Here is a 20,136-nt window from a genome sequence, read left to right as displayed (position 1 = left end):
CACAATACCCGATAGGCACTGACACCAGCCCCGCAGCGTGTTAGGGAAGACAAAAAGCGGACCCAAATTGAATGAGGCATTCATGATCAAGAACCTAACGCCATTGGCCGCAGTTGCGGTTGCGTTGTGGGCAAGCACCGTCACAGCACAAGAAACCACTTCGGATTCGGGAAGCGAAAGCGGGCAGTCCACCAACGAGTCTCTGGACCTTGGGCAGCCGGTCAATGCCGAACCGAAGGTGGGTGATCGGTATGCCACCGACAAGTTCGGAGATTGGAACATGGCCTGCATCAAGACCAATGGCGACAAAGATCCATGCTCGCTCCTGCAAATCCTGAATGGGCCGCAAGGAAGCCCGATGGCGGAAATGTCCCTGTTCCGCCTTCCCGAAGGCCAGATCGCTGCAGCCGGGGCCACTGTGATCGTTCCCCTGGAAACCCTGTTGACAGCGCAATTGACTATCTCGATCGATGGCGCGCCGGGCAAACGGTACAATTATTCCTTCTGCAGCCCGGTCGGATGCATTGCGCAGATCGGACTGACACAGGCGGATGTCGACGCGATGAAGAAAGGCTCTACGGCCACGATTTCCCTGGTCCCTGCCCCGGCGCCGGATCAGGTCATTTCGCTGGACCTGTCGCTCAATGGATTCACCGCGGGCTTTGATGCCGTGGACGTTGTCTCGAACTGAATTGAATAGTGTTTCCGGAATAAGCCATCAAGCATCAGCTTGATGGCTTAATCGTATCAGATCTTACGAAGAGCAAGAACCGCGTTCAGCCCGCCAAAGGCAAACGCATTGGACAGCGCCACGTCGACTTTTGCCTCGCGTGCTTCATTCGGAACCACATCCAGCGCGCATTCCGGGTCCGGTTCTTCATAACCGATCGTTGGCGCTATGATTCCGTCGCGCAGCGCCATGATGCAGGCCAGCAACTCGACCGCACCGGTGCCGCCGATCAGGTGACCGTGCATCGACTTGGTCGACGAGATCATCAGGTCGTCCGCCTGACGGCCGAACACGTCGGCAACTGCGGCGCATTCGGTTTTGTCATTGGCGGCGGTTCCGGTGCCATGCGCGTTGATATAACCAACCTCGCTGGCGTTGATCCGTGCGTCCGCCAGTGCGCCGGCCATGGCCCGCGCCGCCCCCTGTTTGCTCGGCATTACAATGTCAGCGGCGTCCGAAGACATGGCAAACCCGATAACTTCAGCCAGTATCTCGGCGCCACGCGCATGCGCATGATCATAGTCTTCGAAAATGAAAATACCGGCGCCTTCGCCCTGCACCATTCCGTTCCGGTTGGCGCTGAACGGGCGGCACGCGTCCTTGGACATGACGCGCAGGCCTTCCCAGGCCTTGACGCCGCCAAAGCACAGCATCGACTCGGAGCCACCCGTCACCATCGCCGGAGCCGCGCCACTGCGCACCATCTGAAACGCCAGTGCCATCGCGTGATTGGACGAAGCGCAAGCGGTCGAGACCGTAAAACTTGGACCCTTGATGTTGTACTCCATGGACACGTGGCTGGCCGCTGCGTTGTTCATGAGTTTTGGCACCACGAACGGATGCACGCGGTTTTTGCCGTCTTCATAGACCGAACGGTAGTTGTCGTCCCAGGTCGAGACGCCACCGCCGGCCGTTCCCAGAACAACACCTGAGCGCGCGGCCATGTCGCCGTGAAATTTGATGCCCGATTGGTCTATGGCCTCTTTCGCGGCAGTGAGTGTGAATTGTGTGAAACGGTCATAAAGCGTCATCTGCTGACGGTTGAACCGGTCCTCGGTTTCGAACCCGCGCACCTGTCCGCCAATCTTGATCGCCAGGCGGTCGACGTCTCGAAAGTTCAACTCGCCTATGCCACAGCGCCCTTCGCGCATGGCTTCGAATGTTTCAGGGACCGAATGCCCCAATGAGTTGATGGTGCCTGCCCCGGTAATGACGACGCGCTTCATATCCGTCGTCAGACCTTTTCCGCCACCAGTGTCTCGATGCCTGAAATGATCGCCGCGACGTTGGAAATGTCAAAATCGCCGGCGGTCGGTTCGTTGGCATTGAACGGAATCGAGATGTCGAATTCTTCCTCGATGGCAAAGATGCTTTCCACTAGGCCGAGGCTGTCGATGCCCAGATCTTCAAGGGTGCATTCGGGCGTAACATCCGATGGCTCCAGCACGGCCTGCTCTGCAATAATCGCGATGACGCGGTCGCTGATGCTCATATCAATCCCCTGATTGTCGCTCTGCGGGTGATTTAATCGCTCTCAGGCTGTTTGAAAACCGCCTTTTTAAGCGTCTCAACGTCACGGGCCATACGGGGCAACCTCCGTTGCGCCTTGTATATCTCGGTGTGGGACTCCATCTTGATGCCCGGATAGCCCATGATCACGCGGCCCGCGGGCACGTTCGACAGAATCTTGGTCCCGCCGCCGGAAATCACCCGGTCCCCGATAAAGATATTGTCGACAACGCCGGTTTGTCCGCCCAACACAACGTTGTTTCCGATTTCGACCGAACCGGAAACCCCGGTTTGCCCGCATAACAGACAATCGTTCCCGACCCGTGTGTTGTGGCCGACATGAACAAGATTATCCAGCTTGGAACCGTTGCCGATACGCGTATTCCGGATGGTGCCATTATCGACCGTGCTGTTGGCGCCGACCTCGACATCGTCCCCGATTTCCACCGCTCCCAGCGAGTGGATACGCAGCCAGCCCTGCGCTTTTGCGTCACCCTGATCGCCCATCGTTTTGCGAACATTCTCAACGCCGGAAACTTCGGGTGTGACAAAGCTGAAACCGTCGCCGCCAATCCTGGCGCCCGGTTGCGCAATGAACCGCTCCCCGATCACGGCCCGGGCGCCGATGCTGACCATTTCCCGAAGTACCGCATTTTGTCCCAACGATGCATCCATACCCACCGAGCAATGCGGGCCGATAACCGAGCCTGCCCCGATGCGCGCGCGTGCTCCGATCACGCTGAGTGGGCCGATTGACACGTCGCGGCCGATTTCCGCGGTTGGATCGACCACGGCAGAAGGGTGAATCCCCGGCTGCACGCCCTGTCCCCTGTCCATCATAGCAGTTACGCCGGCCATGGCCATGCGTGGACGCGGTGCAAAAATCGCCGCATCAAGCCCAAGAGATTTCCAATCGGCCCCGGGCCACAGGATAGCCACCCTCGCGCCGCCCTGCCCAAGGGCATCGGCGTATTTCGGGGACATTGCCAGCGCCAGATCGGTTGGTCCTGCATCCGCCGGTTCAGCGGCACGCAAGATCGTGAGGCCGGTATTCCCCTCGGCCTCGGCTCCAAGGGCCGTTGCGATCTGGTTGACGGTGAATTGCATGATCGGGGCTCCGGCAAAAAGTACGGGTACCCCCGTGCTTACCCCTGAACCGCGGGCAGGACCAGCCCTGCATTGCTCAATGCGTCCCAGACCTTCTGATCACGACCATAAACGTCGCGCCGGTACTGAATCTCGCCTTTGGGGCCGATATAGGCCGTACGATAAATCAGGTGCACCGGAACCGGTTTGTCCAGTGGAACGGTGGTTTCGCGGCCGGTTCTGAGAACCCGGTGGAAAAACCCTTTGGGGTCCTCTTCCTGACGAGCCAGAAGCGCATAGGCAAAATCGAACGGATCAGCAAGGCGGATGCACCCGTGCGAAAACGCGCGGATTTCTCGGGAGAACAGGCTTTTTTGCGGCGTATCATGCAGATAGATGTTGTACTTGTTGGGGAACATGAACTTCACCAGCCCCAGCGCGTTGCTGTTGCCGGGCGGTTGCCGCATCGCAAACGGGAAGCTGCCGGCGGAAAACTGACTAAAGTCGACCGCCTGACGATTGACGCGCCGACCGCGCGAGTCGGTGATTTCAAGATGGCCGACCGCGTTGGGATTGGCGCGAAGCTTTGGCAGGTATTCCTTGGTCGCGATCGAGCGTGGCACATGCCAGCTTGGATTTATGACCATGTGCTCCATCTGATCCGAAAACTCGGGGCTGCGGCGGTCATGGGTGTTTTTGCCGATGACCGCCCGCGTTTCGAAAGTGACGCGCCCATCATCCACAATCTTGGCCGAAAAATCAGTCTGGTTCACCAGAATGTGGCGTTCCCCGCGATCGCGGGACAACCAGCGTTCGCGTTCGAGCGCGACAATTACCGATTTCAGCCGGTCCTGGATTGATTTGTTGACCTCTGAAATTGTGCTTTTGCCCGCCACCCCGTCTTGCTCCAGCCCGTGTGCGGCCTGAAACTTCATCACGGCCGTTCTGAGCCTGTCATCATAGCTGGGACTTGCGCTGGGTTTCATGTACCCCATAACGACCAGACGGTTGCGCAGCGCGATAACTGTCGACCCGGTATCGCCGGGTTCAACTTTTTGCACCGGTACGGTTGCCCCCCACCCTCCGGCCCAAAGCTGGTCTTCGAGATACATCTTATATTTCAGCAGCGCACGGTACTGAAGCGAGTCCGGCGCCAGGGTCGCGAAATATGCGCGGGGCTCGGCGTCCAGTACCTCATTCAGAAAATCGACCTCGGCGCGCCGCTCCACCGAACGCACCATACCTGGATCAATTTTTGAGGGCGTCAGCAACCCCGTCTGAATGTCGCGTGCATATCTCAAAAAGGCGTGGCTCAAATCTGCTTCGACCTTCCCCAGATCGCGGGGGGATTTTGCATCGCGCATAGCGCGGATGAGTTCGTCCAGGCGATACCGGTCGCCCGGCAATCCGTGAGTTTGCGCCCAGGACAGAGCCTGTATCAGTGCCGCGCGCCGGGCTTGTGAGGCCGCTCCCTCTCCCGTCCAGATCGGCTGATACGCGGTTTTGCGATAGAAACTGGCAACCCCGCTTTGTGAAGCCGTGGATTCGGCCAGCGCCTGTTTGAAAGCGGTAGATTGCGCCTGTGCGGGGACGGACCCCAACAACACCGCACCCGAAATCGCGAATACAGTCGCTAGAACATAAGCGGGGCGTTGCCGAATGGTTGGTTTCATGTTTCTGGTCTTGGTCATCGAAATTGGTTCAGTTGCCGCTGGCCGAACAAGTTTCGGGAAAACAGCAGGCAAATGTCCATTCACAAAATTGAAAATTCTCGTCATGGTATTCGGGTTGATGCCGGATTGCATCGCTCCGGCTGCCGCGCGCCCTCAAGGCAAAATGCGGCCAAAATGTGTCCCGATGTTTCACTTGCGCAAAAACTCGCCGAAAATTCCCCCTTGCAAGCCCAGCAAGCAATCAATTCTTGGCTCGCGAATCCGGCTGTGGCATACATTCGCCATCTGGGGATGGGAACAATAACTGATAAAGCGCGCGTAACATCGTGCGTAGGCAGAATAAGTACGGGACGAAGCAGTAAATGACAAAAATCAGCTCGACGGGCTTGACGCGGCGCGCTTTGCTAAGTGCATTTGCGGCCACAGTGGTATCAGCGGCACCAACCTTTTCCAATGCAGCAGGCTTTCTTCGCGGCGGTGGCGATATCCGCCGGGTTCGCATGTATTCTGGGCGAACCGGTGAACGTCTCGACATGATCTATTGGGTCGATGGCGACTACATCAAGGATGCCGTGGCCGAGATCAATCATTTCATGCGCGACTGGCGGACGGATCAGGTTAAATCGATGGACCTGCGGACGATCGATATCATGGCCGCCGCTCACAATCTGCTGGATGTGAACGAACCCTATATGCTGCTGTCCGGCTATCGCAGCCCGCAAACGAACGCCATGCTCCGTTCCCGTTCTCGCGGCGTTGCCAAGAATTCACTGCACATGAAAGGGCAAGCCGCCGATCTGCGTCTCGCGTCCCGTTCCGTAAGTCAGGTCGCTAAAGCTGCCGCGGCGTGTCAGGCGGGTGGCGTTGGACGATACGGCCGTTCAAATTTCGTTCATATGGATTGTGGCGTCGTGCGCACCTGGCGCGGCTGAGTGCGAGATTCATACCGGCGTCTATAACACCCCCAACTTACCCGGTTGGGGGTTTTGTTTTGGCCGCGCCGCCACCAAACCATGCAACCACATGTGTTCAAGTGGAAAAATTTTTGGGAAGTTGGCGCACCTGAGAGGATTCGAACCTCTGGCCTCTGCCTTCGGAGGGCAGCGCTCTATCCAGCTGAGCTACAGGTGCCTGCGCCGTTAGCTATCCTTGTTCCGGTCCGCGTGCAACAGCAAAATCCCCCTCCTTCCCACAGGATGGCATCGGATTGAATGCCTCGTCCTGCAGACCGTCAGGCAAACAGATCATGCGCCAGTTCCAACGCATCGATCAGCGTATCGACCTCTTCGCTCGTGTTGTAGAGACCGAAACTCGCGCGGCATGTGGCCGTGACGCCCAGATGGTCCATCAGCGGCCCGGCACAATGGTGCCCGGCCCTTACCGCCACGCCTTTCTTGTCCAGAATGGTCGAAACATCGTGAGCGTGTCCGGCCCCGTCCAGCGTGAAGCTGAAAATCGCAGCCTTGTCGGGGCGCGTGCCTTGAAGTTGGATCCAGTTCAGCCCGGTCAACCGCTGCAAAGCATAGTTGCGCAGCGCCGCTTCATGCGCGGCGATACTCTCCATCCCCAACGCCATCATGTAATCCAGCGCGGCGCCCAGGCCGATAGTCTGCACGATGCCGGGCGTGCCGGCCTCGAACTTCATCGGCGGATCGTTGTAAATCACCTGGTCCTTGGAGACCTCCTTGATCATGTCTCCACCACCGATGAAGGGGCGCATTTCGGCCATGCGTCCGGCCTTGATGTAGATCGCCCCGGATCCTGACGGACCATAGAGCTTGTGACCGGTGATCGCGTAAAAGTCGCAGCCGATATCCTGAACATCAACCGGCATATGTACGGCGCCCTGACTGCCATCGACCAGAATCGGCACCCCCTTGGCATGGGCACCCCGTGTTATGGACTTGACGTCGACGATTGTCCCCAGGACGTTCGAGCATTGCGTGATCGCAACCAGTTTCGTCCGGGGGCCGATCGCATCGATCACCGCCTGCGGGTCCAACCCACCTTCCGCGTCCACATCGACCCATTTAAGCACCACACCCTGCCGTTCGCGCAGAAAGTGCCAGGGAACGATATTGGCATGATGTTCCATGACGCTCAGAACGATTTCATCACCCGGTTCCATACGCGGCATTGCCCAACCGTAGGCCACCAGATTTATTCCCTCGGTCGTGCCCGAATTGAGCACGATCTCATCCTCGCTGCCGGCATTGAGAAAACGCGCGATAGTACCGCGAACCGCCTCGTATTTCTCGGTCGCGAGATTCGACAGATAATGCAGCCCGCGATGCACGTTGGAGTATTCTTCGGCATAGGCACGTGTCACCGCATCGATCACGACCTGCGGTTTTTGCGCCGATGCTCCATTGTCGAGATAGGTCAGTGGCTTGCCATTGACCTGCCGGGACAGGATCGGGAAATCCGCGCGAATTTTTTGTACGTCATACATAGGCAGGGGTTCCGGTAATCGGCCCTCCGACGAGGGACAGCAGAAGGATGGCGAGGACGGCAATCGCCAGGATGGACAGCACCAGAACACCGGTGGAAGCCGCAAGGGAGTTGAGCCGGTGCGCCTGATCGATGAAATGCAAGGTAATGTAAAGACCGATAAGAAAGGCCGCAGCCGCCAGCAAGGCCGACAGAATAGGAACGGTCAGCAGCAGGATCATCCCGGCCCCCTGAACCGCCACCTTTAGGAACTGCAACCAGACAAGCAAAACCATCACATCATTGAAAGTTCCGCTGCCGCCCATCCGGATACCGATCTGGTGAAACGCGACAATGGTCGCGATCAACCCGCCCCCGATCAAAGCGGCATAGGGGATCAACGAGCCGACAACGGCCGGAACCTCGGCCCCCATCGATATCAGGATGAGGTTTGACGCCGCCTGCAGGGCCGTGTTCAGCACGACGGCCAGCGCCAGGGCCAGCCACAATACATCTCGTCCAAGTTTCAGCGCCAGCAGTTTGCGCGCCGCCTCTGCCGGGTTGGTTACCGTTTTCACGGCAAGGTCGCTCCAGAAACTGGCATTCATTCCTGTGCCCTCTCGGCTTGTATCAATCCCGTCAGCCAGAAAATCAGGAAAACGAACAGCCAGGCAATCCCGACGATATTGAGGGCCGCGCCGTCACCGATGAACCCGGCGACCAGCCCGTTCAGAAGAATCAGGGGGGTCGAGGCCAGCAGCGCCCAAAACAACGCAAGCCGTGCGCCATAGGCGGTACCTTGCCCTCCGAACAGGCGTGCGATCAGGTGGGACACCCAGGCAAGGACATAGAACAGTAGCGGCAGCAGAATGACAGAGCCCAGCAAAGCGCCCGCCATTGTTGCATTCAGGTCCAACCCTTCCAGATGCGCTTTTCGGGCCAATGCGGGCATTTGCGCGACAAAGGCGATCACGCAAAAGCCCATCACGAATGCCAGCGCACGGTCCTCGCGCTGGCCCAGGCCCAGCAACCGGCGCATAACGCGCCCCGGCCCGCGATAGGTGGCGGCTATATCGGCTGTGACCGGCATCAGCTCCGTCGCATCAGCCAGGCTTCGAGACGGGCGACGATATCCTCGGCCAGCGCGCTGTCTTCGATCTCGTCCACCGCTTCGGCCAGAAAGGCGAGCGTCAGCATGTTGGTCGCATCCTTGTGGGGTACGCCGCGCGAACGCAAATAAAACAGGGCGGTCTCGTCTATCGCGCCCGAGGTCGAACCATGCGAACAGGCCACGTCATCGGCATAGATTTCCAACTCGGGCTTGGCGAGGAACTGGCTGTCCTCGTCCAGCAACAGAGACTGGCTGATCTGATAGCCATCGGTTTTCTGAGCGCCTTCCTTGACAAGGATCTTGCCCTGAAACACCCCGGTCGCGCCATTGCGCAGGACTTTCTTGAACACTTGCCGGCTTTCGCAATTCACGGCGTCATGAGTGACGAATACGGTGTCATCATGATGAAAATCACCGTCGCCCACGCAGGCTCCGGCGACATGTGCGATGGCATTGTCACCGGTCAGTTCGACAACCTGTTCGTTGCGGGTCAATACGCCATTCACGGTAAGTGTGAACGACTTATAGACCGAGCCCGCCCCGAGACGGGTGAACATATGCGTTGCCGCACGGCGTTCATGGTCGCGGCCCTGCGCCCGCACATGATGCAGCGTACCGCCGTCGGCGATGTCGATTTCCATGCATTTGTTGAACCGCGAAGCGGCCGGCCCGTTTTCAAGAATTGTCGCCTCGGCACCCGGTTCCACCCGGATGACATGATGCAGGATCACATCGGAAGCTTCTGACTTATGGCGGTAAATCAGGCTGATGGGTTTCGAGGGTTTGCCGCTGATGTGAATGGCTACACCATCCGTCGCAAAAGCGGTATTGAGCGCCGCCAGAGGCCGCTGGACAGGGGATTGTCCGCGTTCCTCAAGCACACCGTACAGCTCTTTGGCCCAGTGGATGTCCTTGCAGCAGATATCCTCCAGCCGCTCGATGCGAACACCTTCGAGTTCCAGATCGTCCGAGGCTTCGGGATCGAACACGCCATCCACAAACACGATTTTAAGGCGGTCGAAACCGTCGAACATCATGCGTTCTTCGGAAGTGAACAGGGCAGCTTTGGGGGCTTCGGCCTGAACCAGCGTGTCGGGGCGCGTGTATTTCCAGTATTCATCCCGGCGGCTGGGCAGGCCCATATCGCGCAGACGGGACAGCGCGTGTTCACGCGCCTGCCGGGTGCAGCCCGCCTCAGGCAGACTCAACGCAGCCAGGCGGGCTTCGGTTGCGGATTGTTTCACTTCGGGCAAGGCCATCAGTTCACCTCGGCCAGGATATCGGCATAGCCGTTGTTTTCAACCTCCAGCGCCAGATCCGGCCCGCCGGTCTTGACGATGCGGCCATCGGCCATGATGTGCACGACATCGGGTTTGATGTGATCCAGCAGACGCTGATAATGTGTGATGACAAGGAACCCGCGCCCTTCGTCGCGCAGCGCGTTCACCCCTTCGGCCACCAGTTTCATCGCGTCCACATCCAGCCCGGAATCGGTTTCGTCAAGGATGCACATGCGCGGCTCAAGCATAGCCATCTGCAGGATTTCGTTGCGTTTTTTCTCGCCGCCCGAGAAACCGACATTCACCGGGCGTTTCAGCATATCGGCATCGATCTTAAGGGTCTTTGCCTTGGAGCGCACCACCTTGAGGAAATCCGCCGCCGACAGTTCATCCTTGCCCCGCGCCTTGCGCTGGGCGTTCACTGCCGTGCGCAAAAAGGTCATGTTGCCGACTCCCGGAATTTCAACCGGGTACTGAAAGGCCAGAAACAGGCCCAATGCGGCGCGTTCTTCGGGGTCGAGATCCAAAAGGTCCTGTCCTCCCAGCGTCGCGGAACCTTCAGTCACCTCATAGCCGTCACGGCCCGACAGCACGTAGCTGAGCGTGGATTTGCCCGACCCGTTCGGCCCCATGATTGCGTGAACCCTGCCGGCCTCGACGGTCAGGTCGACGCCCTTGAGGATTTGCTTGTCCTCTTCTTCAAGTTTCACGTGCAGGTTTTTGATTTCAAGCATGATTTCCTCGTTTTCGTCTCGTCCCCGCACTGTGACGGGTGTATGTTTCTGTTCCGCTCTCAGGATCTGGTCATGAACTGAAAGATCTTCTGAAGGCGTTTGGCAGGGACCGGTGTCGGGGTCACTTCAAACACCCCGAACCGCCCGATGATTTCCGGTTCGCCGAGGAATTCCTCGACCTGTCTGTGCCATTTGCGGTTCGTGTAGTCGTCAAAGATCAGCGTAACGGGGCGTTCGATGTTGAACGCGGTGGCCAGGGCGCAACCGATGCGGAAACGGCCATCGACAAACACAACATCGGGATGCCGGAAATCCGGCCGGGTCCAGACATCAAGCGCGTATTTGGGGTACCTGCGCCACGCCTCATCAGACGACGGGTGCCCCCAATCGCCTGTCGGTCCGATATCCGTCCAGATGATCTGAACCGTGCTGCCCGAGGCCGGCGGGTGCCGATCGATCCAGTCCTGCACGTTCCGCGCCCATCCCCGATCACTTTCAACCGATGTGATGTGGGTTTCAGGCATTTCCGAAGCCAGTACGGTCGACCCGCCGACACCGTATTCAAGGATGACCCCCGCCTCGCCATAGGCCAGCCGCAACGCATCCGCCTCGTCCGGAGGCAGGATCAGCTGCGGGCGTTCTGACTGAAGCGGCTGGACTGTCACGCAATCGTTCCTTGAGCTAACGGTCGGCACCGTCGGGACTGACGACCCCGGTTACCCCACGGACCCTTCCAGCGAAATGGCGACAAGTTGTTGCGCTTCCATGGCGAATTCCATCGGAAGGGCCTGCAATACATCCTTACAGAACCCGTTCACGACCAGCGCGACCGCCTCTTCCTCGTCCATGCCGCGCTGACGGCAATAGAAAAGCTGATCGTCATCCACCTTGGAGGTCGTCGCCTCGTGCTCGCAGCGTGATGAGTTGTTGCGCACCTCGATATAGGGCACCGTATGCGCGCCGCATTTGTCACCGATCAGCAGGCTGTCGCACTGTGTGTAGTTGCGCGAATTCTTTGCCTTGGGATGCATCGATACTAACCCGCGATAGGTGTTCTGCGCCTTACCCGCGCTGATGCCCTTGGAAACGATGCGCGACTTGGTGTTCTTGCCCAGATGAACCATCTTGGTGCCTGTATCGGCCTGCTGCATGTTGTTGGTGATCGCGATCGAGTAAAACTCGCCCTGACTGTCATCGCCCCGCAGGATGCAGGACGGATATTTCCAGGTCACGGCCGAACCGGTTTCCACCTGCGTCCACATGACCTTGGCCCGGTCGCCCCGGCAATCGGCGCGCTTGGTCACAAAGTTATAGATCCCGCCCTTGCCGTTCTCGTCACCCGGATACCAGTTCTGAACGGTGGAATATTTCACCTCGGCATCTTCTTCGACGATGATCTCGACCACGGCGGCGTGCAGCTGCGCGGTATCACGCTGCGGCGCGGTGCAGCCTTCCAGATACGAGACATAAGAGCCCTTGTCGGCGATGATAAGCGTGCGCTCAAACTGGCCGGTATTTTCCGCGTTGATGCGGAAATAGGTGCTAAGCTCCATCGGGCAGCGCACTCCCGGCGGTACATAGACAAACGAGCCGTCAGAAAACACCGCCGAATTCAGTGTCGCATAAAAGTTGTCGGAAACCGGTACAACGGTGCCCAGGTATTTTTTTACCAGTTCCGGATGTTCGCGGATCGCCTCGGAAATCGAGCAGAAAATCACGCCGTGTTTTTTCAGTTCGTCCTGAAAGGTCGTGCCCACCGATACCGAATCGAATACCGCGTCGACCGCCACCTTGCGGCCCTCGGCCGGGACGTTTTCGGCGCCTTCGATACCTGCCAGAATCATCTGCTCTTTCAGGGGGATGCCCAGCTTCTCGTAAGTGGCCAGCAGCTTGGGATCGACCTCGTCCAGTGATTTCGGTTTTTCCTCCATCGATTTCGGACGGGCATAGTAATACTGATCCTGGAAATCGATTTCGGGATACTTGACCATAGCCCAGGTCGGTTCTTCCAGCTGGGTCCAGCGATCGAACGCGGCCAGACGCCATTCGGTCATCCATTCCGGCTCGTCATTCTTGCTCGAGATCAGGCGCACGATATCCGGGTTCACACCTTTGGGTGCGTACTCCATCTCGATCTCGGTTTCCCAGCCGTACTTATAGGTTCCGACCTCGCGCACCGCGTCCACGGTTTCCTGATCGACACCTTCCTTGACCTGCGTCTGGTCCAAAGCCGCCATGGCCTTCTCCTCGTTTGTTCACGCCGCCCGGGCGCGATATTTCCGGTGCTGCTTCAGCCAGGTTTCGGCAAAGCGCATTACTTCTTCTTCTGTCGTCTGCGGGCCCAGCGACACGCGAATTGCGCTTGCCGCTTCGACCTCGCCATATCCCATCGCCGACAAGACCCGGCTGGTCCTGACCTTGCCACTGGAACAAGCCGAACCCGCCGAAATGGCAAAGCCGGCCAAATCCATTGCCATCACTTGTGTTTCCCCTTTCCAGCCAGGGGTCACCATGCATGAAGTGTTGGGCAGCCGGGGCTCATCTTTCCCGACAAAAATAGTCTCTTTTACTGATTCCACAAGACAGGTTTCTAGAATGTTTCTAAGTTTTTTGACCTGCGTCCAAATACCGTCGGCAAGTTCTTGGGCGGCAGCCTCGATGGCGGCGCCGAACCCGGCAATTCCGAGGACATTTTCTGTTCCGGAGCGCCGGCCCATTTCCTGACCGCCACCGGTTGCAAGCGGCTCGATATCCAACCCTTGCCGCAGGATCAATGCCCCGACGCCCTTAGGTCCGCCAATTTTATGCGCCGACAGAATGGCCATGTCGGCCCCGCTCCAGGCAAAGGAAAACGGAATTCGGCCAACGGCCTGGGTGATGTCAAGCAACAGCCAATCGGCGCGACGGGCGCCATACGGCCATTGCCCTTCGACCTTTTCGGGTGGCTGTGTGACAATGCCGGTCTCGGAATTTGCAAGCCCCATGGCCAGCGTATGCCCGGGACCGAACGGCCGTTCGGCCACATTTGCAAGGTCAAAGTGCGACCACAGCGCATCATGGGCGGTGCTGTCGACAAAAACATCGCATTCCCCAGGCCGTTGCGCCAGTATCCGCGCCGCTTCGGTCGCGCCGGATGTAAAGATCACCTCCTGCGGTTTACACCCGACAGCCTCGGCAACCTGCACCCGCGCTTTTTCCACCAGTGCCTTCGCCGCACGACCCTCGGCATGGACCGAAGATGGATTGCCGCACGTATCCATCGCCGCAACCATCGCCGCGCGCGCTTCGGGGCGAAGCGGCGCTGTAGCGTTGTAGTCGAGATAAACACGTTTCATGGATACATCTTTTTTTGCAGCAACTGGAAAACCCGGTGCAGATTGCGGAAGTCAATCACGGGCGCATTGACCAAAGTCAGGCCACCCGAGTCTAGCCATCGACGACCGAAAACAGGCTTGGCACCGCCGGGCATGGGGCAAGTTCATTTTCGATGACGTCCGAAAGCCGAGTCTGATGCAGGAAGACATAGACATGGGCACTCAGGCTTTCCCAAAGGCGGTTCGTCAGCGATTGCGCCCTGCTGCCCGAGGACGCGCCCGACGCGCCCGCCCCTTTGTGCATGGCATCCACGGTTTCATCCACGGCGGCCAGCACTTCGACGATCCGAATTTGCGACGCGGAGCGCGCCAGCCTGTATCCCCCGCCCGGTCCGCGCACGGAAGCCACCAGATCGGCCCGGCGGAGTTTGACGAATAACTGTTCGAGATACGGAAGAGAGATGTCCTGACGTTCGGAAATCTCACCCAGTGTAACAAGCGCATCGGCTGGTTGAAGCGCAATATCGGCCAAAGCCACCATCGCGTATCGCCCCTTGGTCGACAGTTTCATTTGCTATCCCTTCAGCCTCACACGCGCGAAATCATTGACCTTCCCGCAGCCAGTGCGTATCTCCCACTGACAGCGTCGCAATGCAACGCTCATCGATTAGAACCGTTCTAAGGTGCCTGACGAATACCGTCAAGAATATCCCGGCGCCTCCAGAAAACAGACAGGACAAATGCACACATGCCCGAGGTGATTTTTCCCGGACCCGAAGGCCGACTGGAAGGCCGCTACCACCCGCAAAAGGAAAAAGACGCACCGATCGCCATCGTGCTGCACCCGCATCCGCAATTTGGCGGCACTATGAACAACAAGGTTGTCTATAACCTGCACTATGCCTTTTACAACATGGGCTTCACGGTACTGCGCTTCAATTTCCGAGGTGTCGGTCGCAGCCAGGGCGAATACGATCAGGGCGTGGGCGAGTTGAGCGATGCAGCCTCGGCGCTGGACTATCTGCAGTCAATGAACAACAATTCGAAACACTGCTGGGTTGCCGGATTTTCGTTCGGTGCCTGGATCGGAATGCAGTTGCTGATGCGTCGCCCCGAAATCACCGGCTTTATCAGCGTGTCGCCTCCCGCGAACATGTATGACTTCTCGTTTCTGGCCCCCTGCCCATCGTCGGGCTTGATTATCAACGGCACGTCCGATCGCGTGGCGCCGCCGGCGGACACCACTTCGCTGGTCAACAAGCTGCATGAACAAAAGGGTATCACGATCACCCATACCGAGGTGGAAGGTGCTGATCACTTCTTTCAGGAACAGCATATGGACACGTTGATCACCAACACGACCGACTATGTAAAACGCCGCCTGACAGAAAATACCCGCTGATGGTCTCGGCCCTCAATACCCTGGCCGCGAAGCTGGCTGAGGATACGTTGAAGGTAATGGATGAAACCGGTCAGGACCGGCTGTTTGTCGAGGTTGCCGAGGTTCTGGCGGCAGCCTCGCAATCTCTGGAAGAGGCGTTCCTGACCGAAATCCGCGTACGCATGGCCGAGCGAAAGGCCCGGCAGTTCCTGATCGGCAAGCTGTCGGCCTTCAGAGCCGAAAAGAACGCCAGGGAAAACCAATGACCGAACGCCTTTCCGCCCAGATCGAATTTCTGAAGGCGGCGGACAGGTTGAAAACGGTCGAACGCGCGAATGTTCTTCTCGATCTGTCCCGCCCGGAAAATTCGGCTGAGCACAGCTGGCACCTGGCCCTGTGGGCGCTTGTCTATGCGCCGCTGGCAGGGCCGCAGGTTTCGATCGACCGGGTGATCAAGATGCTGCTTTTGCATGATCTGGTCGAAATCGAGGTCGGAGACCACCCCATTCACCTGAAAACGGACTGGAAGGTCGTAGCCCTGGCGGAACGAAGCGCTGCCGAAGACTTGTTCGGTCTTTTGCCTGCGGATCAATGTGATCAGTTCCTGTCCCTCTGGACCGAATTCGAGGCGGACGAAACGCCCGATGCCCGATTCGCAAAACGGCTGGATCGCTGTCAGCCACTGTTTCAGGTTCTTTGTGCGCACGCACCGCGACCAGACCATATCGCGGTGGTCCGGGAAAACCTGAATGGCGGGCGCGCGTCCTATCTGCGTCACGACTTCCCCGACGCGTATCTTCATGCCCTGGATATGCTGGGCGGATCGCGGCAAGCCGGGACATCCTCCTTTTCCTGTCGTTTACCGTTCCTTGCCGATGCCGACCGGTTGAAATCCGTCTATCGGGCGTCCCGGCTCATGGACAACTCCCGCTTTGAAAATTCGGCTGAACATTCATGGCACATCATGCTCTATGCATGGGTGCTGGCCGAGCAGGCGGAACCCGATGTTCAAATTGACAGGGTCCTGCGAATGCTGTTGCTGCATGATATTGTCGAGATCGACGCCGGTGATCACCCCATTCACGGCAACGTTGACCTATTGGCACAGACCGCCAAGGAGCAGGCGGCAGCCGAACGCCTGTTTGGCCTTCTTCCTTCGGCTCAGAAAGAAGAGTTTCTCACCCTTTGGCACGAGTTCGAGCTGGCCGAAACGCCTGACGCGCGGTTTGGTAAGGCGGTTGACCGTATCCAGACCCCGATTGCGAATCTTCAGAACGGCGGCGGGTCCTGGATCGAGTATCAGGTCAGTTTCGACCAGCTTGAAAGCCGCGTTGGTGACCCGGTGAAACGAGGCGCGCCGGGTTTGTGGCAGTGGCTTCAGCCGCAGCTGAATCAGTTCTTCGAAACGATCGGACCGGCGCGACAGCAGTCATTCTGAGTGTTTCTCCGCGCAATGAAAAAGGGGCTTGAAAGCCCCTTTTCCCGACCCCGGAATTGCACTGTTTACACTGACACAATTGTCACTCGTTCAACATGCTCGGCTGCATCTGTGTCGACGGACCCCCCGTCTGCAAGCCACCCAAGCGCAACAATCACGGCCGAAGTCAAAACAATTTTCTTCGCAAACGAAGTCATAACAAACTCATCAAAATTAATACCAGCTAGTGGTGGATTTGATACAGGCTCTTGTCTTCGGGCGCTAGTCGGGTTTCCCTGACCTTAGCTCGGACGAATTCAGTTTTCCGGTTTCGATTTCCCTTGCCGCCCGAGCCATCATTGTGTTCAACCTCTGGACAATGACATCAGCGGTGCCGGTCCGATGCCCAAAGCCTATCTGATCCTTCTTCTCGCCGTGATGGCGGAAACAATTGGAACGACGGCCTTGCAGGCCAGTCAGCAATTCACCCGTTTGTGGCCCTCTGTCCTGGTCGTCGTCGGTTATGGGCTTGCATTCTATCTTATGGCGCTGACGCTCAAGGTGATGCCGGTCGGGATCGTTTATGCGATCTGGTCGGGCATGGGGATTGTCCTCATCGCGCTGATCGGACTCATCGTATTCGGCCAAAAACTCGATTTGCCTGCGGTCGCGGGTCTGAGCCTGATTATTATCGGAATATTGGTGATTCACCTTTTTTCACGGTCCGCCGGCCACTGACGACGGGTTTGGGCTGGTATCTTGTGCCGTGCCGCGCTATGCGCGCGGCAACTTTCCGTTCAAAGGCTGACCTCTCATGGATCTTCGCAATATCGCGATCATTGCTCACGTTGACCACGGCAAAACGACCCTTGTCGACGAACTGCTTAAACAATCCGGGGCATTCCGGGAAAATCAGGCCGTGGCCGAGCGTGCCATGGACAGCAACGATCTGGAACGCGAACGCGGTATCACCATTCTGGCCAAGGCCACATCGGTCGAATGGAAAGGCACCCGCATCAACATCGTCGACACTCCCGGCCACGCCGATTTCGGCGGCGAGGTCGAACGTATCCTCAGCATGGTCGATGGCGTTGTGCTGCTGGTGGATGCCGCCGAAGGCCCGATGCCGCAAACCAAGTTCGTCACCTCGAAGGCACTGGCGCTGGGGCTGCGCCCCATCGTGGTTCTGAACAAGGTCGACAAGCCCGATGCCGAACCTGATCGGGCATTGGATGAATGTTTCGACCTGTTCGCGAATCTCGGCGCCGATGACGAGCAGCTTGATTTCCCGTCCATGTATGCCTCGGGGCGGTCCGGCTGGGCTGATATGGAGTTGGACGGGCCGCGCCAGGATCTGTCCGCACTGTTCGACCTGATCGTCGATCACGTGCCCTCTCCGAAACAGGCCGCACACAAGAACAACCCCTTCCGTATGCTGGCAACGACGCTTGGCAACGATCCGTTCATCGGACGCGTCCTGACCGGTCGCGTTGAAAGCGGCACGCTCAAGGCCGGGGAAACCCTCAAGGCGCTAAGCCGTGACGGGGCGCTGATCGAGAACTTCCGCGCCACCAAGATCCTCGCCTTCCGCGGCCTCAGCCAGCAACCGATCGACATAGCCGAAGCCGGCGACATCGTTACCATCGCCGGCATGAGCAAGGCAACCGTGGCGGATTCCCTTGTGGCACCACAGGTAACCGAGGCCCTGCCCGCCCAGCCCATCGATCCTCCGACCATTACCGTCACGTTCGGCATCAACGATTCTCCGTTGGCAGGTCGGGATGGCAAAAAGGTCCAGTCCCGCGTCATCCGCGACCGTCTGATGAAAGAGGCCGAATCCAACGTCGCGATCCAGGTGTCGGATACCCCCGGCGGCGAAGCGTTCGAGGTGGCGGGCCGTGGCGAATTGCAAATGGGCGTTCTGATCGAAAACATGCGCCGCGAAGGGTTCGAACTCAGCATTTCCCGCCCGCAGGTGCTGTTTCAGGAAGAAAACGGCCAGCGTCTTGAGCCGGTCGAAGAAGTCACCATCGATGTGGATGACGAGTATTCCGGTGCTGTTATCGAAAAGGTGACGGGCGCCCGCAAGGGAGAACTGATCGAGATGCGCCCGGCCGGCACAGGCAAGACCCGTATCATCGCCCATGTCCCTTCGCGCGGGCTGATCGGTTATCACGGCGAGTTTCTGACCGATACGCGGGGCACGGGTGTCCTGAACCGCGTGTTCCACGGCTGGACCCCGCATAAGGGACCGATTCCGGGGCGTCGCGCCGGCGTGCTGATTTCGATGGAAAAAGGTCAGGCCGTGGCTTATGCGCTTTGGAACCTTGAAGAGCGTGGTCGCATGTTCCTTGGCCCGCAGGCCGATGTCTATCAGGGCATGATCATCGGCGAGCATTCCCGCGACAACGATCTTGAGGTGAACCCGCTCAAGGGCAAGAAGCTGACCAATGTTAGAGCTTCGGGAACCGACGATGCCGTGCGCCTGACGCCGCATGTTCAGTTTTCACTGGAGGAAGCCATCGCCTATATCGACGACGACGAATTGGTTGAGGTCACACCGAACGCCGTTCGTCTGAGAAAGAGGTTTCTGGACCCGCACGAACGCAAGAGAATGGCCAAATCCGCCTGACAAAAGCGGGAAAAGGGAATCGAATTTGGTCAACAAACAGGGTCTTGAACTCGCATTCTGATCCCATCGTGCACAATTCTTTTTTTAAGTCCTTTGAGATACCATGTCTCAAAGGGCTTTTTTTATTGCCCAATCCGATCTCATCACGCGATTGTAAAGAATTTTCAACCTTGCCTTCAGGGCAATTTTATGGCGAATGCTGAAATGTGTTTTGACCCCTGTGGGGTGATCATGTGCCCGGCATAGGGATCTTGATCTGAGTAACGAGTGATTGGAGTGACAAATGACGTCCAAGGTACGTTTCGTTCCGTTGATGTTGGCTTCGACGTCCATGGTTGTAATGGCATCTTCTGGTTTTGCCGCCGGAGAAAGATGCACACTGAATACGGCGAAAAAATCGGTATCCACGGAAACGCTTTGCGAATGCGGCGTCGTCGAAGCCAGGATGTTGCGTTATCTTCAACGTCGTGCCGATTTCGAAGATATCCTTTCTCGTACGGCTAACGCCTGTCCCAGTTTTGCAGCAGTGCTGACCGATTTCCCGACGGCCTCGATCGGATCCTCTCTTGAGGGTGGAGACGGCGATGGGTCATCATTGGCCGGCGGCGGTGGCCCTGACGGTCGCGCTGACGGAAATCCCGGCAACACCGGCGGTGATACGGGCGGCGATACCGGCGGTGGCACTGGCGATACCGGTGGCGGCACGGGCGATACCGGCGGTGGCACTGGCGATACCGGTGGCGGCACGGGCGATACCGGCGGTGGCACTGGCGATACCGGCGGTGGCACTGGCGATACCGGCGGTGGCACTGGCGATACCGGCGGTGGCACTGGCGATA

Annotated in this window: 23 protein-coding genes and 1 tRNA gene; 8 read left to right on the top strand and 16 right to left on the bottom strand. The window is 58.2% G+C overall.

Translation table 11 applies throughout. The features are described from left to right. Positions 1–82: 82 nt before the first annotated feature. Positions 83–691 carry an invasion associated locus B family protein gene (locus tag ACR0AO_RS13095; protein WP_480604222.1) on the top strand — a complete coding sequence of 203 codons (609 nt, stop codon included), beginning with the start codon at positions 83–85 and terminating at the stop codon, positions 689–691. 56 nt (positions 692–747) lie between these two features. Here the strand turns inward: ACR0AO_RS13095 and ACR0AO_RS13090 are convergent, their stop codons facing one another. The 4 genes from ACR0AO_RS13090 to ACR0AO_RS13075 are packed head-to-tail and all read right to left on the bottom strand — an operon-like array spanning position 748 to position 4,998. Further along, positions 748–1,956: a beta-ketoacyl-[acyl-carrier-protein] synthase family protein gene (locus ACR0AO_RS13090; protein ID WP_480604220.1), complete on the bottom strand. Its 1,209-nt coding sequence runs from the start codon at positions 1,954–1,956 to the stop codon at positions 748–750. 8 nt (positions 1,957–1,964) lie between these two features. Beyond that, positions 1,965–2,222, bottom strand: coding sequence for an acyl carrier protein (locus ACR0AO_RS13085; RefSeq protein ID WP_480604218.1), 258 nt, complete (start codon positions 2,220–2,222; stop codon positions 1,965–1,967). A 32-nt stretch (positions 2,223–2,254) separates the two neighbouring features. Beyond that, on the bottom strand, positions 2,255–3,346 hold the full coding sequence (lpxD, locus tag ACR0AO_RS13080) for a UDP-3-O-(3-hydroxymyristoyl)glucosamine N-acyltransferase (RefSeq protein WP_480604216.1): 1,092 nt from the start codon (positions 3,344–3,346) through the stop codon (positions 2,255–2,257). A 38-nt stretch (positions 3,347–3,384) separates the two neighbouring features. Beyond that, positions 3,385–4,998: a L,D-transpeptidase family protein gene (locus tag ACR0AO_RS13075; protein ID WP_480604214.1), complete on the bottom strand. Its 1,614-nt coding sequence runs from the start codon at positions 4,996–4,998 to the stop codon at positions 3,385–3,387. On the opposite strand from ACR0AO_RS13075, the gene ACR0AO_RS13070 reads away from it, so the two are divergent. Further along, a complete protein-coding gene (locus ACR0AO_RS13070; RefSeq protein WP_480604212.1) occupies positions 4,985–5,302 on the top strand; it encodes a hypothetical protein in 318 nt (105 codons plus the stop codon). The genes ACR0AO_RS13075 and ACR0AO_RS13070 overlap by 14 nt on opposite strands. A gap of 58 nt (positions 5,303–5,360) precedes the next feature. Beyond that, positions 5,361–5,930, top strand: a complete 570-nt coding sequence (gene mepK / locus ACR0AO_RS13065) for a peptidoglycan L,D-endopeptidase MepK (RefSeq protein ID WP_480604210.1) — start codon at positions 5,361–5,363, stop codon at positions 5,928–5,930. Between the two features lie 122 nt (positions 5,931–6,052). Here the strand turns inward: mepK and ACR0AO_RS13060 are convergent. The 10 genes from ACR0AO_RS13060 to iscR form a co-directional block, all read right to left on the bottom strand. Then, positions 6,053–6,129 (bottom strand) — tRNA-Arg (locus ACR0AO_RS13060). A 100-nt stretch (positions 6,130–6,229) separates the two neighbouring features. Continuing rightward, positions 6,230–7,450, bottom strand: a complete 1,221-nt coding sequence (locus ACR0AO_RS13055) for a cysteine desulfurase (RefSeq protein ID WP_480604208.1) — start codon at positions 7,448–7,450, stop codon at positions 6,230–6,232. Next, positions 7,443–8,036: a YIP1 family protein gene (locus tag ACR0AO_RS13050; protein ID WP_480604206.1), complete on the bottom strand. Its 594-nt coding sequence runs from the start codon at positions 8,034–8,036 to the stop codon at positions 7,443–7,445. Before ACR0AO_RS13050 ends, ACR0AO_RS13055 begins: the two co-directional genes overlap by 8 nt. After that, complete coding sequence (locus tag ACR0AO_RS13045; RefSeq protein ID WP_480604204.1) at positions 8,033–8,518, bottom strand: YIP1 family protein; 486 nt, start codon at positions 8,516–8,518, stop codon at positions 8,033–8,035. Before ACR0AO_RS13045 ends, ACR0AO_RS13050 begins: the two co-directional genes overlap by 4 nt. Further along, complete coding sequence (gene sufD / locus ACR0AO_RS13040) at positions 8,518–9,798, bottom strand: Fe-S cluster assembly protein SufD (protein ID WP_480604202.1); 1,281 nt, start codon at positions 9,796–9,798, stop codon at positions 8,518–8,520. Before sufD ends, ACR0AO_RS13045 begins: the two co-directional genes overlap by 1 nt. Then, on the bottom strand, positions 9,798–10,553 hold the full coding sequence (gene sufC / locus ACR0AO_RS13035) for a Fe-S cluster assembly ATPase SufC (protein ID WP_480604200.1): 756 nt from the start codon (positions 10,551–10,553) through the stop codon (positions 9,798–9,800). The genes sufD and sufC overlap by 1 nt, the downstream gene beginning before the upstream one ends. Positions 10,554–10,612: 59 nt before the next feature. Continuing rightward, positions 10,613–11,218, bottom strand: a complete 606-nt coding sequence (locus ACR0AO_RS13030; RefSeq protein ID WP_480604198.1) for a hypothetical protein — start codon at positions 11,216–11,218, stop codon at positions 10,613–10,615. Positions 11,219–11,269: 51 nt separating this feature from the next. Then, the gene (sufB, locus tag ACR0AO_RS13025; RefSeq protein WP_480604196.1) at positions 11,270–12,790 is read right to left on the bottom strand and encodes a Fe-S cluster assembly protein SufB; all 1,521 of its coding nucleotides are present in this window, start codon (positions 12,788–12,790) and stop codon (positions 11,270–11,272) included. Between the two features lie 18 nt (positions 12,791–12,808). Beyond that, complete coding sequence (locus ACR0AO_RS13020) at positions 12,809–13,888, bottom strand: cysteine desulfurase family protein (RefSeq protein ID WP_480604194.1); 1,080 nt, start codon at positions 13,886–13,888, stop codon at positions 12,809–12,811. Positions 13,889–13,979: 91 nt separating this feature from the next. Next, on the bottom strand, positions 13,980–14,438 hold the full coding sequence (gene iscR, locus ACR0AO_RS13015) for a Fe-S cluster assembly transcriptional regulator IscR (protein WP_480604192.1): 459 nt from the start codon (positions 14,436–14,438) through the stop codon (positions 13,980–13,982). A gap of 177 nt (positions 14,439–14,615) precedes the next feature. On the opposite strand from iscR, the gene ACR0AO_RS13010 reads away from it, so the two are divergent. The 5 genes from ACR0AO_RS13010 (at position 14,616) to typA (ending at position 19,297) form a co-directional block, all read left to right on the top strand. Continuing rightward, positions 14,616–15,269 carry an alpha/beta hydrolase gene (locus tag ACR0AO_RS13010; protein ID WP_480604190.1) on the top strand — a complete coding sequence of 218 codons (654 nt, stop codon included), beginning with the start codon at positions 14,616–14,618 and terminating at the stop codon, positions 15,267–15,269. Next, entirely contained in the window at positions 15,269–15,514 is a 246-nt protein-coding gene (locus ACR0AO_RS13005) for a hypothetical protein (RefSeq protein WP_480604189.1), read from the top strand. Before ACR0AO_RS13010 ends, ACR0AO_RS13005 begins: the two co-directional genes overlap by 1 nt. Then, positions 15,511–16,686 carry an HD domain-containing protein gene (locus ACR0AO_RS13000; RefSeq protein WP_480604187.1) on the top strand — a complete coding sequence of 392 codons (1,176 nt, stop codon included), beginning with the start codon at positions 15,511–15,513 and terminating at the stop codon, positions 16,684–16,686. The genes ACR0AO_RS13005 and ACR0AO_RS13000 overlap by 4 nt, the downstream gene beginning before the upstream one ends. A gap of 381 nt (positions 16,687–17,067) precedes the next feature. Continuing rightward, positions 17,068–17,403: a DMT family transporter gene (locus ACR0AO_RS12995; RefSeq protein ID WP_480604185.1), complete on the top strand. Its 336-nt coding sequence runs from the start codon at positions 17,068–17,070 to the stop codon at positions 17,401–17,403. A 76-nt stretch (positions 17,404–17,479) separates the two neighbouring features. Continuing rightward, positions 17,480–19,297, top strand: a complete 1,818-nt coding sequence (gene typA / locus ACR0AO_RS12990; RefSeq protein ID WP_480604183.1) for a translational GTPase TypA — start codon at positions 17,480–17,482, stop codon at positions 19,295–19,297. A gap of 108 nt (positions 19,298–19,405) precedes the next feature. On the opposite strand, the gene ACR0AO_RS12985 is transcribed toward typA, so the two are convergent. Both ACR0AO_RS12985 and ACR0AO_RS12980 read right to left on the bottom strand, forming a co-directional pair. Next, positions 19,406–19,705, bottom strand: coding sequence for a hypothetical protein (locus ACR0AO_RS12985; protein WP_480604182.1), 300 nt, complete (start codon positions 19,703–19,705; stop codon positions 19,406–19,408). 184 nt (positions 19,706–19,889) lie between these two features. Next, the coding region (locus tag ACR0AO_RS12980; RefSeq protein ID WP_480604180.1) for a hypothetical protein at positions 19,890–20,136 on the bottom strand (247 nt) is incomplete at its 5' end.

The sequence above is a fragment of the Ruegeria sp. AF8 genome, from assembly GCF_056541825.1.
The sequence above is the reverse complement of the archived record's forward strand: the minus strand, read 5'-3'. Positions and strand labels throughout refer to the sequence as shown.